This window comes from Streptomyces sp. NBC_00683 (genome assembly GCF_036226745.1).
Lineage (GTDB): Bacteria > Actinomycetota > Actinomycetes > Streptomycetales > Streptomycetaceae > Streptomyces.
This window is the reverse complement of the sequence record NZ_CP109013.1, coordinates 3,404,377-3,417,196: the sequence shown is the minus strand read 5'-3', so window position 1 is coordinate 3,417,196 and position 12,820 is coordinate 3,404,377. Positions and strand designations below refer to the sequence as shown.

Annotated in this window: 12 protein-coding genes; 7 read left to right on the top strand and 5 right to left on the bottom strand. The window is 71.0% G+C overall.

The window, feature by feature from the left end; genetic code table 11:
* The first annotated feature begins 10 nt into the window (after nucleotides 1-10).
* The 3 genes from OG257_RS14990 (at nucleotide 11) to OG257_RS14980 (ending at nucleotide 2,803) form a co-directional block, all read left to right on the top strand.
* Nucleotides 11-952: an N-acetylneuraminate synthase family protein gene (locus OG257_RS14990; protein WP_329208072.1), complete on the top strand. Its 942-nt coding sequence runs from the start codon at nucleotides 11-13 to the stop codon at nucleotides 950-952.
* 11 nt (nucleotides 953-963) lie between these two features.
* Entirely contained in the window at nucleotides 964-2,010 is a 1,047-nt protein-coding gene (locus OG257_RS14985; RefSeq protein ID WP_329208070.1) for a hypothetical protein, read from the top strand.
* A 112-nt stretch (nucleotides 2,011-2,122) separates the two neighbouring features.
* Nucleotides 2,123-2,803 carry a hypothetical protein gene (locus OG257_RS14980; protein ID WP_329208068.1) on the top strand — a complete coding sequence of 227 codons (681 nt, stop codon included), beginning with the start codon at nucleotides 2,123-2,125 and terminating at the stop codon, nucleotides 2,801-2,803.
* A 6-nt stretch (nucleotides 2,804-2,809) separates the two neighbouring features.
* On the opposite strand, the gene OG257_RS14975 is transcribed toward OG257_RS14980, so the two are convergent.
* The gene (locus OG257_RS14975) at nucleotides 2,810-4,168 is read right to left on the bottom strand and encodes a helix-turn-helix domain-containing protein (protein ID WP_443054562.1); all 1,359 of its coding nucleotides are present in this window, start codon (nucleotides 4,166-4,168) and stop codon (nucleotides 2,810-2,812) included.
* A 331-nt stretch (nucleotides 4,169-4,499) separates the two neighbouring features.
* Here OG257_RS14975 and OG257_RS14970 point away from each other — a divergent pair, with 331 nt between their 5' ends.
* Both OG257_RS14970 and OG257_RS14965 read left to right on the top strand, forming a co-directional pair.
* Nucleotides 4,500-5,162 carry a hypothetical protein gene (locus tag OG257_RS14970; protein WP_329208065.1) on the top strand — a complete coding sequence of 221 codons (663 nt, stop codon included), beginning with the start codon at nucleotides 4,500-4,502 and terminating at the stop codon, nucleotides 5,160-5,162.
* 171 nt (nucleotides 5,163-5,333) lie between these two features.
* Entirely contained in the window at nucleotides 5,334-6,062 is a 729-nt protein-coding gene (locus OG257_RS14965) for a hypothetical protein (protein ID WP_329208064.1), read from the top strand.
* A gap of 43 nt (nucleotides 6,063-6,105) precedes the next feature.
* Here the strand turns inward: OG257_RS14965 and OG257_RS14960 are convergent, their stop codons facing one another.
* The 4 genes from OG257_RS14960 to OG257_RS14945 all read right to left on the bottom strand — a co-directional run bounded on the left by OG257_RS14960 (nucleotide 6,106) and on the right by OG257_RS14945 (nucleotide 9,306).
* Nucleotides 6,106-6,651, bottom strand: coding sequence for an MOSC domain-containing protein (locus OG257_RS14960; protein ID WP_329215102.1), 546 nt, complete (start codon nucleotides 6,649-6,651; stop codon nucleotides 6,106-6,108).
* 93 nt (nucleotides 6,652-6,744) lie between these two features.
* On the bottom strand, nucleotides 6,745-6,924 hold the full coding sequence (locus OG257_RS14955) for a hypothetical protein (protein WP_329208063.1): 180 nt from the start codon (nucleotides 6,922-6,924) through the stop codon (nucleotides 6,745-6,747).
* Between the two features lie 42 nt (nucleotides 6,925-6,966).
* Nucleotides 6,967-8,745, bottom strand: a complete 1,779-nt coding sequence (locus OG257_RS14950) for a hypothetical protein (RefSeq protein ID WP_329208062.1) — start codon at nucleotides 8,743-8,745, stop codon at nucleotides 6,967-6,969.
* Between the two features lie 3 nt (nucleotides 8,746-8,748).
* A complete protein-coding gene (locus OG257_RS14945; protein WP_329208061.1) occupies nucleotides 8,749-9,306 on the bottom strand; it encodes a hypothetical protein in 558 nt (185 codons plus the stop codon).
* A 738-nt stretch (nucleotides 9,307-10,044) separates the two neighbouring features.
* Here OG257_RS14945 and OG257_RS14940 point away from each other — a divergent pair.
* Both OG257_RS14940 and OG257_RS14935 read left to right on the top strand, forming a co-directional pair.
* Nucleotides 10,045-11,106 carry a MarR family transcriptional regulator gene (locus OG257_RS14940; RefSeq protein WP_329208060.1) on the top strand — a complete coding sequence of 354 codons (1,062 nt, stop codon included), beginning with the start codon at nucleotides 10,045-10,047 and terminating at the stop codon, nucleotides 11,104-11,106.
* A 342-nt stretch (nucleotides 11,107-11,448) separates the two neighbouring features.
* On the top strand, nucleotides 11,449-12,696 hold the full coding sequence (locus tag OG257_RS14935; RefSeq protein WP_329215100.1) for an amidohydrolase: 1,248 nt from the start codon (nucleotides 11,449-11,451) through the stop codon (nucleotides 12,694-12,696).
* The last annotated feature ends 124 nt before the right edge of the window (nucleotides 12,697-12,820 follow it).

Sequence of the window (12,820 nt, the reverse complement as noted above, 5' to 3'; positions counted from 1 at the left end):
AAGCACCACCATGAGCAGCACCTCCCGCCTGCGCACGTTCGGCACCCGCACCGCCGGCCCCGGCCACCCCGTCTACATCACGGGTGAGATCGGCATCAACCACAACGGCGACCTCGACAACGCCCTCGCGCTGATCGACGTGGCCGCCGAAGCCGGTTGCGACGCCGTCAAGTTCCAGAAGCGCACCCCGGAGATCTGCACCCCGCGCGACCAGTGGGACATCGAGCGCGACACCCCCTGGGGCCGGATGACGTACATCGACTACCGCCACCGCGTCGAGTTCGGCGAGGCCGAGTACCAGGCCATCTCCGACCACTGCGCCAAGCGCGGCATCGACTGGTTCGCCTCCCCGTGGGACACCGAGGCCGTCGCCTTCCTCGAGAAGTTCGACGTCCCGGCACACAAGGTCGCCTCCGCGTCCCTCACCGACGACGAGCTCCTGCGTGCGCTGCGCGCCACGGGCCGCACGGTCGTCCTCTCCACCGGCATGTCGACCCCGCGCCAGATCCGGCACGCGGTCGAGGTGCTCGGCAGCGACAACATCCTTCTCTGCCACGCCACATCGACGTACCCGGCCAAGGCCGAGGAGCTCAACCTGCGCGTCATCAACACCCTGCAGGGCGAGTTCCCGAACGTCCCGATCGGCTACAGCGGCCACGAGACGGGCCTGCAGACGACCCTCGCCGCCGTCGCGCTCGGCGCCGCGTTCGTCGAGCGCCACATCACGCTCGACCGCGCCATGTGGGGCTCCGACCAGGCCGCCTCCGTCGAGCCGCAGGGTCTCACCCGCCTCGTCCGCGACATCCGCACCATCGAGGCCTCCCTCGGTGACGGCGTCAAGAAGGTGTACGAGTCGGAGCTCGGCCCGATGAAGAAGCTCCGCCGGGTCACGGGCGTCGTCGCCGAGACCGAGACCGAGAACGCGCCGGCCGCCGAGCCGGTCGCGGTCTGACGGGCAGACCGGTGAACCTCGCCTTCGTCGAGAGCCCGGTCCAGCTCCTGAACGTCCTGGAGTGGACCCACACCCGGGGAGGCTCCGCCGACACCACGGTCGTCGTCCTCCCCCCGGTCGACCCGATGTCGCGCGGACAGCTGCGCAGGATGGCGGAGCTGGCCCGCGACGAGGGCATAACGGTCCGCTGGCAGGAGGCGCGCGGGGAGACCGGCGCGCCTCTGAAGGCCCTGCGCGCCCTGACCGGGCTGATCCGCAGGGCGGACCGCATCGTCATCGGGGACCCGTTCTCCCGGTACGTGCAACTGCTCCTCTCCCTGGTCCGTACCCGCCGGATCACGGTCGTCGACGACGGTACGGCCACCATGGAGTTCGTCGCCCAACTCGCGCGCGGCGAACGCCTGGTGCGCTGGCACCGGCGCGGCAGCCGGGGCCCGCGCGAACTGCTCCTGGCCCCCGTGACCTCCGCGGCCCGCCGCAGCTTCACACCGTCGGCGACCCGCACGGTCGAGGTGTTCACCGCGATGCCGGTGGATGCGCCGCAGGGCGTCGAGGTCACCCCCAACACCTTCGCCTGGACCCGCGGCCGCTTCGGCCCGCCCCTGATCACCAAGGGTGCCGACCTGGTGGGCACGTCCCTGGTCGAAACGGGCGTGATCGACCCGGTCCCGTACCAGGAGGCGGTCACCTCCCTGGCCCGCGCCCACGGCGCGACCCGCTACTTCGCCCACCGCCGTGAATCCGCGGACAAGCTCCACGCGCTGGAAGCCGCCACCGGCCTGGAGATCGTCCGCCCTGACCTCCCTCTGGAACTCATCGCCCGCAGAGGCCCCATCGGCCACACGGTCCTGAGCTTCCCGTCGACGGTCGTCCACACCCTCCCGCTGGCCCTGGTCGGCACCGGGGTGAAGGTCGCTGTCTGCGACATAGCGCCGGAATGGCTCCGCGACTCGGCCTCCCCGCGCGCCCAGGGCTTCCTGAGCGGGGTCACGGAGACGGCCCGGGACGTCCAGCGGCTCTCGCCCTGGAGAGTCACGGCGGTGACGGCGGAGGGCTGAGGTACCGGCTTGCACACGGTGTGCGCGTGGGGGCCGGAGGGCGGTACCCAACTGGCTCCCGTAGGTTGTGCGTCGACCGTTCGACCCGGACACGCATGAAGGAGCCCGTCGGGTGCCCAGTACTCTCACCCTGCGAACCCTGGGGAAGCTGAGGACCGCACCTGGCGGCCTGTTCGACTGCAGGGTCGACTTCACGGACGGCCCGGGAGCCTCACGGCCCGTCGCCCATGTGGAACGCGAGCTGCCTCCCGACGGCATCTCCGCCTACCTCGCGGCCCGGCAGAGCGGCGCCCGCTCCTTCGTCCTGTGGGCGGACGAGTCCCGCCAGGCACGGGTCGCCACCCTGGTCACCCTCTCCACGAGCGGGGGACGGGCGCAGTTCCAGGTGCTCGGCCCGCAAGGTGAACCGCTCGGTGTGCTCACGCGCGACAAGGCGTTCAGCCGAGGGCTGCGCACCCGCTGGACCGTGAGCCGCGCCGGTGCCCCCGACGCGGTGGGATACAAGGGCCGGCTCTTCTGGTGGGGCGTGTGGTGGCTCTGCACACCGCTGCTGCCGCTGCTGCTCGTGGCTCTCCTCTTCGGCGGCGGCGGCGGTGGCGGGGACTTCCCCCGCGGCCCCCGCCGTATCAAGTGGCGCTCGGGCGGACAGGTCCCGCTGGAGTTCAAGTCGTCCGGCAACGCGGTGCGCCTGCACGCGCCGGACCTGGACTGGCGGCTCGGAGCCGCCCTCACCGCCTTGATCCCCTCCTTCGACGGCTGGATCGGCGATGCCTGGGACGCGCGGAAGGACTGACGGACTTCAGTCCACGCGGGGCGCCCAGGCACGGGCAGAGGTGTCGTACGCGTATGACGTCAGGCCCTTGACGGCACTGGTGCGGAACGGGCGGCCACGGTCATCGATCCGGGCGGTGCCCGTGCGGCCCTGGGACGACCAGTCCAGCTCCAGGTACCAACTGCAGTCGCAGGCACCGGTCCTGGCGGTGACCAGCAGCACCTCGGGGTCCTCCGCGGACACCCGGTAGGGCATGCTCACCGCCGGGATCGGCGTGCCGGCGTCGTTGCCGGCGGTCGCACGGGCGACGGGCCGGTTCCTGTCCAGGTCCACGGCGAAGGACCGCGGGGTGAGGGAGCCGCCGCAGCCCTGGTCCATGGAGTACGCGTTGCCCGGAGCGGGATCGGCGCGGCCGGTCACGCGTACCCGTAGCGCTTCCAGGACCACGGCGGTGTCGGACGTCCCCTGCACGGACAGCTTCACGATCGTCTCCCCGCCGTGCACCGCCCGCTGGGTCGCCGCCCAGGTGCCGGCGTCCTGTTGGACCGGAGGGGGCGGCACCCGCTCCGGCGGTGCGGCGATGACGTAGTCGTGACCGCAGCCGAACGCCCATGCCTGGGAGTCGACGGACCAGGCGAGGGGAGGACCCGCGGGTTCGGACCCTGCCGGGGCGCTCGTGGAGCCGGCCGGGTCCGACGGCTCGCGCCGGGTTCCCGGAGAGCTCGCGGTGCCGTCCTTCGGACCATCGGAAGGCGACACGGAGCGGGTGTGCGAGGCCCTCGGGCCGGCGGACGCGGCCGCGGTCTCCGGGGCGACCGACGCGGCCCGTGCACCGTCGTCGGTGTCCCGGCCGCCGTCCGGCAGCAGGGCCAGGCTCCCCGCAGCGGCGAGCACGGCACACACGACGGCCGCGGCGCGCTTGCGCCGGTACCAGGGCGGGGGGAGGCGGGGCGGCGCGGGCGACGGACCGCTCACCAGGCCCTCCGCGCCGGCCGGACCACCGGCAGCCCCGCTCGTAGGGGCTCCGCCGTCATCGTTGCCGTTGCCGTTACCGTTGCCGCTGTCGCCGGGCTGAGGCCCGGCCGGGGCATCCGATTCCTCCGCCTCACCGAGGGGCGCGGTCGGGTGGGGGCGTTGCCGGGCAGCCACAGCCAGGAGCCAGCGGCGGTGCAGGTCCAGACGCTCCGCATCCGACGCCCCGCACAGAGCCGCGAAACGCTCCACGGGCGCGAAGTCGAGAGGGACCGCCTCGCCGGTGCAGTAGCGGTGCAGCGTGGACGTGTTCATGTGGAGCCGGCGGCCGAGCGAACCGTAACTGCGGTCCGTACGTTCCTTCAGTTCCCTCAGCAGCGCCGCGAACTGTGCCACGGAGTCCTGTGTCTGCACCGTCACCTCCGCACCCGTCAGGCCCGATCCGGTTCCGCGAGCAGGCGTCCCGGGGTGGGGGCCCGTCCCAGGCCCCCATATACCTGCACGTCAGGGTGGCTGGGATGGTTCCACCCCGGCCGGTCCGACGGCGGGCCTTGCGCCGGCCCACCGGGACCGCCGATGCTCGTGGTGCCGCCCCGGTTCCCGCCGGACGCACCGCCACCGTCACGGCGAGCGGCGCGGCGACCTGGCCGTACGACGGCCGGCGCGATGACGTCGGGTCGTCACACCGCCACATCCCACGCATGCCACCAGGCACTTCATCACGCACTCCACACGGGGGACACCCATGCCCATGCACACCCGCACCGCTGTGCTCGCCGCCGCGCTCTCCGTCGTCGCCCTCGCCGCCTGCGCGGTACCGACCCAGGCGCAGGAGGGCGCCGCGCAGGGGAAGGCCGTCGCAGCGAAGAATGCCGTCGTGTCGGCGAAGGCCGTTGCGCCCGCGTTCCTCAAGGCGTCCCAACTGCCTCCGCACCCCTCGTCCGACTGGGTCGCGGGGCCGGTCACCGACGGCTTCCCGGTCGAGCTCGCCTACTGCCTGGGCGAGGGCGTACCGGCTTACGACTACCGGCACCGGGTCTTCCAGACCGATCTGGACACCAACGCCGCGCAGGTCACCGTCATCGCGGGCTCCGACGCCAAGGGCAAGGCGCTCGCCGCACTGCTGAACGAGGAGATCCGCTCCTGCGCCGACCGGATCGAGCAGAGCGACCCGGAGACCGAGGCCGAGGGCCGGGACTACGGCTCGCTGCCGGTCGAGGAGGGCGCGCGGGTGCACGGTCTGCACACCACGACGTCCTACGGCGCCACGGACGTCCATCTGCTGTCCGTGGGACGGGACGGCCGGACGGTGACCGTCGTGAGCTGGGGGCAGATGGGGACCTTCGCCGACGCTCCGGTGGCCGGCTTCAAGAACACGACGACCACGGCGGTCAAGAGGCTGTACTGACACCCCGACAGACGGCATCGCGAAACCGGCCGACCGCACGACCACCATGAAAGTCGGGGCGTCCTCCCGCCGTGGGGGATCCGGGAGGACGCCCCCGACGGCGGCGCGAGCGCCTACCGCCAGGCTGCACGCCGCAGGTCTCCGGCGGTCATGCCGGGCAGACTGTGCGGGGTGAACGACTACCGCCCGGTGGACCGGGACCCCGCTCCCGAGAACTACGGACGCCTGCGCGTCCAGACCGACGATCTCGGCCCGGCGCACTGGCTCACCGAGCGTGCCCCGGGGCACGGTGACTTCGGGACCGTGGCAGGCGTCGCCGCACCCGGATTCACCGCCTACGCCCGGGTGTTGCATCCGGCCTCCCTGGATGAGAGGCCGGTGCGGTGGGCCGAGGTGGCTGCCGCGTACGGGCGCGATGTGGCGCCGGGCACGAACTGGCACGAGCTGATCGGGATGGACCGCGACTACTCCAACGCCGGCGAGTACGGCCTGCCCGGTGTCTGGGACGAGCACCCGGCGGAGGGACCGACGCCCCCTGCTGTCGCCCGGTCCCTGATCCCCGTCCTGGCCCGGCACACCCGCACTTCGGAGAGCTGCTGGTTCGGCCTGTGGAGCGGCTACGGGCGGTGGGACTTCGACCGGGTTCCCTGCTTCGACACTCCCGGCCGGGAAGAGGTCCTGCTCGCCGGGACGCTGGCCGAGGCCGTCTCACCGGTGTCCTTGGACGAGTTCGCGGAACTGCCCGACCTGTGGTGGCCGCAGGACCGTTCCTGGTGCCTGGGCGGTGACGTGGACCTGGTCAGCACCTACATCGGCGGGTCCCGGGCGCTGATCGCCGAACTGCTGGCCGCCCCGGAGCTGGAGACGCATCCGGTGGCGCCGGGCGACGGGGTCGGCTGAGACCCACGGTGGCCGGCCGGTGCCATCGGAACAGGGGAAGTCCCTAGACGCGTTCCAGGGGGCGGTGGGGCAGGGGCGGGAGTTCGATGCCGATGGTGTCGTAGGGGCGAACGGGCCCGCCACGGCGGACCACGGCCATGATGCCGGACTTGAAGGTGAACTCGCCCGAGACCGGGTCCAGGGCGAAGACCTCGCCGAGCAGCCCCGTGCGGAAGTCGTTGATCTTCGCGCACGGGTTGCGTAGTCCCGTCACCTCGACCACCGCCTGCTTCCCGAGGTGGAGCAGAGCGCCGGTGGGGAGGCCGAGGAGGTCGACGCCTCGGGTGGTGATGTTCTCCCCGAGCCCGCCCGCGGAGACATCGAAGCCCTTGAGTGCAAGCTCGTCGAAGAGCTCCTCGTGCATCAGGTGGACCTGGCGCAGATTGGGCAGGTCCGGCTCGTAGGTCATGCGGAACTGGTGGCGGATCGTCTCACCGGCGTGAACGTCCCCTTCGACCCCGAGTCCGGCAAGCAGCGTGATGGACTCGCGATTCGGTTTGCTGAACGAGTACGTCGCGTTGCAGCTCACTGCGGTGACGTGGCCGGCCATCATTTCCCCACCTGTTGTCGGTCTGTGGCCAGGCCGATCCTAAGAGGCGCGCAATCAGCCTCGACCAGTCAGACCCTTTGTGCGGGACAGGCCTCAGCCGTGCTTGCGCCTTCCACGGATCAGCCACACTCCGACAGCGGCCAGCACGGCCGCGATCAGGGCCGTTCCGACCGATCCGTCCGCCTGTGCCGTTCCGAATCCGTAGACCACCGTGAGGAACGCGGCGAACAGGAAGCCGCCTCCGAGGAACCGCTCCCGTGCTCGGACCGTCATCGTTGGCCGCCCCTCGTTGTGTGAACCTGTGAACTCATTGTTCTAACCCTTCAGCTTATCTGCGAGGCCTCCGGAGCATGGCGAGGCCGCCAGCTCCCTCGTGCGCAGAGCGGCATAGGTGCCCAGGCCGAGTCCCTCGCCGGGGTCGCCGTCCCCGGCAAGCGCCGGCAGTCCGACGGGGCGGGTCCGGGCCGCCCGCGCCTCGGCGCCCTTCGAACACGCCAGTTCCGCGCTGCTCCACGCCGTCACGGCTTGCGCCGTGGGGTTGTCCGCCGCCTCGTCCTTCTTCAACTGCTCCAGAAAGGAAGAGGACTCCGCCGCTGTCTGCTTCTGGAAGCCGCCGCAGTCGGCGGTGGTGCTCCAGAGCAGTGTCAGCCATGCCTTCACCGCGTCGCTGCCCTGCGCGTACTGCGCGACGGCTCGCTCCACCGCGTCCTTGAGCAGGGGCGTGTCGTGGTCGAGGACGGCGCAGGACCGGTCCGTCCGCAGCAGGGCGAGCGTCGCGGATGTCGTCACCGTGATCCGGTCAAGGGGGTCCTTCGTCCGCTTCAGCTCAGTCTTCGCCCTGCTGAGGATGTCCTTGGACGGCAAGGGTTCAGCCTTGAGGGACGCCTGCAGGAAGAAGCGCACCTGTTCCCGGAGCGGCGCTGTCGGAGCCGGCTCCCGGATGTCACCGAGGCCGGCGGCTGTTCCGGTCAGTTGAGCCTGAGCGACGGTCGCGAGATACCCGTCAACAGCCGAGTTGTCGTCCGGCTGGTCCGAGATCCTGCCCCGCAGCAGGGCGATGTCCGCCATCGCCTCAGCCGTCGCGTCCGCCACCGCGACCGGTGGCCGGCCGGGCACCGACGCGAGCGCTGCGGACGCCACTGCCAACTCGGTGAGGGAAGCCGAAGCCTTGCGGTAGTACGGGCCGTTGCCGGCCAGCGAATCCCGCAGCGCATCCTGGGCCCGCCGGCCCACGGTCTCGACGTCTCCGGCGTCCTGGCGTCCGTCCGAACGCGCAGCGCCCGACACCTGCAGAAGCAGAACGGCTTCCGGTACGGACCACGAGTCCTCCCGTTTCACCAGCCGCGAGATCTCGGCCCGGACGGCTTCACCGGTCCCCGGTCCCACGTTGCACGGAAATCCGAGGCCGGCCAACGTGCGCGCTGCGACGTAGTCCGACAGGACATCACTGGTCCCCGTGACCCGACAGGCCCGGGGCTGCGCCTTCAGGTGTCCCGCCACCAGCCCCCTGACCTGCGTACCGGCCTCCTTCCACCGTGCGTTACCGGGATCCGTGCGGTGGATCTCGTCGGCCAGCCGCGCCGCTGCCTCCACGTCCGGAAGGGCCGGCCCGCCGAGGAGCAGAGCACGGACGGCAGCGGAAGCCGCAGGCCGCACGAGGTCCGGGTCCAGCTCGCTCCCGAACGCCTGGATGCCGGCCCGCAGGTGCTGGATGTGCAGCGCTGCGTCGTTCTCGGGCGTGGCGAGTACGCGATCCGACCACCAGTCGGCACGCCTGACGAGGTCGGTTGCCGCTTCGGACCGGCCGGTGTTGCGGAGCACAGCGACTGCCGCCGCGGTCCGGTGCGGGTCCTCGCCCGTCAGCGGAACGGTGCTCATGGCGGACGGACGGTCGGCGAAGGTCGCTGCCAGCCGAGCCGTCACTGCTTCAGGAGCCCGCACACGGGGCCCGATGCGCAGCCCCTCATCGGGCGGGAGGTGCGGGGGAGCCTGACAACTCACGATGCCCATCAGCCCCGTGGTCAGCAGGGCGGCGAACATACGGCGCCGGGGGGCGGAAGCGGGCTTCCGCCCCCCGGTGGTCGAGAACGACATGCGTCAGACGGTCCCGCCTATGGGGCTGGTGCGCCTATAGGCATTCACGTCGTAGTGAGTGTTGCCGTACTTCATGCTGGCAGTGGCCGTGTGGGAGACCCAAATCCATCGGCCGTACGGATTCCCGCGTCCGATGACCCTCCCGTGATTGGCAACCACAGCGGAGTTCTTGTCGCCGGCGTAAACCCCGCCGCCACAGTCGTCCTCGCCACCGATGCCGCCGGGGGACAACCCGCCGCCACCGACACTCACGCTGCCTATCCCATACTTGTTGAAGCAGATACCGTCGCTCAGCTTGATGGTGTAGCTGGCCACCGGCCCCGCGGAATTCCTCTTCCAGGACGCAGAGGCAGTGGACGAATCGAGCGTCCACGTCCGCTGCCCCGCGCCACGCCAGGTGTCCTTGAAGCCGACCTTCAGCGTGCCGATACTCACCCTGCGGGTGTTCGACTTGCTGTTCTCGACCGCGACAGCCGGCAGCACACTCGCTGTCAGGACTGCCGAGGCGACGGCCCCGAGTACGACGGCCCGTGCAGCGGACCGTCCCTGATTCTTCCTCACGGAATGTTCCCCCATTTATTCTTCTGTCGCCCGGACGCAGGCAAGCGAAAGCGCCACGCCCGTAGCGGAAGATCGACAGAGCGGTCAGGAAGGAATGGAAACCCCCTGACGATCCCTGCCGCTGACGGTGCAAACCCACCAACGTGCCCCTGGTCAGGGGGCGGTGGGCGACCTTGATCAAAGTATGGCTTCCATGATCCGTTCGCTACAAGGCTCTTGAGGAACATCTGAGGTCGGCGCTCTCTCCGGTCAAAGGATCGCCCGGCTATTCGGCACAGCTGCGGGATTGTCCGCCCGCTTTCCGTACCGGTTGAATTCTGAACCAGATAAACCCCGGTGGTGAGGGTGTCCTTTTGGCCGGGGAAACGGGAGTGGCCACGTCTCGGGCGTCGGCCCGGAGCTCGGGTTCCGGGCCTCGGGTTCCGAGCTCCGGGACCGGACCGTTCACTCTTTGGGGGGTACGTGGAGGAGCGCGGCCCCGAGTCTTGAGCTTCGGGATCCGGGTGTCGGGATACGGGCGCCGAGGTCCGAGCGCTGTCTGTCCTCCGGTAGGTAAAAGAAGGGTTGGGGAAACCTCCCCACCCTCCCTGACCCCTCACGGCCAGCAAGTATGACTAATCGTGACCGGCTTGCGGCGGAGTGTCGCGGCTGCTTACGGTGCCCACAACTGAACGACCCCGACTCGGTGTTGATAGCACCGTGCCGGGGTCTCACCCCAAGATCGAAAAGAGCGATCTCGTGGCTACCGAGCACCCTAGCTCCGCCCTGCGCGCACCCGCATCCTCGCGCCCGTACGCGAGGGCCAATCCCGGCTACGGCAAGCGTTCCGTACCGGATCAACGCCCGCCCCGCGCAGACGACTTCGTGCTCCTTCCGGAGCGGGAGCGCCACATCGCCGGATACGTGGACAGGCTCCCCGACGGCGCCGCCATGGACATCAAGTCGCTGGCCAAGGACCTGCCGCCGTACGGGCAGATGGCCGTCGGCAGCGCACTGAGGGCCCTGGGCGTCGCCGGGCACCTGCGCCACGTCCGGTGCCTGGCCGCCCTCGGGGACGGGCAGGTCCGCTGGGTCACCCGCACGTACTGGTCCCGGACGGCCCGCGACAACGAGTGGTGGAACGCCCGCCTCCACGCCGAGGGCAACCCGGAACCGCCCGCGCCCCTCGCGATCCCGGCCCCTTCTGCCGCCGCCCCGGTCCCGGTGCAGGCCGCAGCCCCCGTCGTACCGCAGCAGCGGCCCACGGCGCCGACAGCGGTTCGCGCGTCGGCGCAAGCACCGGTTCCGGCAGCGGCGTCGGCACCGGTTCCGGCGGCGTCTGCCTCGGCAACGGCGTCGGCACCGCAGGGCCACTCGCCCGGCTACCTCGCCCTGGCCCGGCTCGGCCGCGTCGACCCGCGGCTCGCCCTCTCCGCCGGCGACTGCGACGCCCTGGAGGAACTCGCCGCCGCGTGGCTCGCGCGGGGCGTGGACGGTGAGTACCTCGTCCGTACCCTCGCGGCCGGTCTCCCCGACACCGTCGACTCACCGGTCGGATTCGTCAGGCGCCGGCTCCGCGACAAGATCCCGCCCCGGCTGCCCACCGCACCCACGCCGGGCGAGTCCGTACGCCGGCTGATGGTCGAGTGCACCCAGTGCGGCACCCCCGGCCGCCCGGAGGCGCTCCCCGACGGCCTCTGCCGGTCCTGCCGCACCACCGCCCCGGACGACCCGGGCCCGGACCCGGCCACCGAGCCGACTGTCGAACGCGATGTCACGGCTTACGTCGGCACCCTCCGCGAACTCCTCCGGCTGCCCTGACCTCCGTAAGCGGGGCCGACCACTCACGAATCCGGAACGATGCGTCGCGCGTCGCGTCACGGCCCCGTACCGGCGGGCGTGATCCGATGGGGAGGGCGAACCGGGAGTGGTCAGTGATCCTTGCCCGGCGACCGCGCCGATCGGGCGGGCCGGGTGCCTCGATCCCGCGTGCGGCCGCACTCGCGACCCACTCGCACCGCAGTGGAGAACGGCGGAGTGTACCCACCGTCAATGTCCGTCACACGCCGCAACGCCAACTTTTGTTCCTCTAAGCGGCTGAACTTTTATTGATCTGTGGCCAGTTGAAGGGCTCGGGGGCCTACCCTTCACTGGGTGAACCAGTTGAAGTCCCGCGCGTCCCACGCCGAAGCCGAGCTGCCCGGGGGAGTCGCCCTGCCCGGCGCGCTGCCCGGCGCCCTGTCCGATGAGCTGCGTGCCGAGCTGATCGCCTTCCGGCGTGACCTTCACATGCACCCCGAGCTCGGCAACCAGGAGTTCCGTACCACCGCGGCCATCAAGGCCCGGCTGGAGAGGGCGGGGCTGAAGCCCCGGGTGCTCTCGACCGGGACCGGGCTCATCTGTGACGTGGGACGGCGGGACGGCGACACACGGAGCATGCTCGCGCTGCGGGCCGACATCGACGCGCTGCCGATCCCGGACACCAAGGAGGGCGTCTCCTACCGGTCCACGGTGCCCGACCGGGCGCACGCCTGCGGGCACGACGTCCACACCACCACGGTCCTCGGAGCCGGTCTCGTGCTCGCCGAGCTCGACCGGCAGGGCCTGCTGCCGAACCCCGTGCGGCTGATCTTCCAGCCGGCCGAGGAGGTCCTGCCCGGCGGTGCGGCCGACGCGATCGAGGACGGGGCGCTGGAGGGCGTCCGGCGGATCATCGGCGTGCACTGCGACCCGAAGGTGGACGTGGGGAAGATCGGGCTCCGGATCGGTGCGATCACCTCCGCCTGCGACCGGCTGGAGATCGCCCTCGACGGGCCCGGCGGACACACCGCCCGGCCGCACCTGACCACCGACCTGGTCACCGCCGCGGCCAGGGTCGCCACCGACGTGCCCGCGCTGCTCGCCCGGCGGGTCGACGCGCGCGCGGGGCTCGCCCTCACCTGGGGGCGGCTGGAGACCGGGCACGCGCCCAATGTCATCCCGCAACACGCCGAACTGTCCGGAACGGTTCGCTGCCTCGATCTGGACGCCTGGCGCGAGGCGCCGGATCTGGTGCACGCGGCGGTCGACGAGGTGGCCGGAATGCACAGGGCCAAGACCGTGATCAACTACATCCGCGGTGTGCCGCCCGTCGTGAACGACGCGGAATCCATCGGCCTGCTGGACGCCGCGATGACCGTCCGCCGCGGATCGTATGCGATCGAGGACACCGAACAGAGCCTGGGCGGGGAGGACTTCTCCTGGTACCTGGAGCACGTCTCCGGCGCCATGGCCAGGCTCGGAGTGCGTACGCCGGGCGACACCCGCGGTCTGGACCTGCACCGGGGGAACTTCGACGTGGACGAGGAGGCGATCACTGTTGGAGTGGAGCTGTTCACCGCTTCGGCGCTGCTCGACGGCAACCGCTCGTAACCGGACAGGACACCTCCTGTTCGCGACGATCCGATAACGGCTTCCGTACAGGTCCTTATCTGACATCTACGCGCGTTACGATCGCCGCGAAACCAGCGCCGGAAGAGGCGCTTCGGTCAGGTTT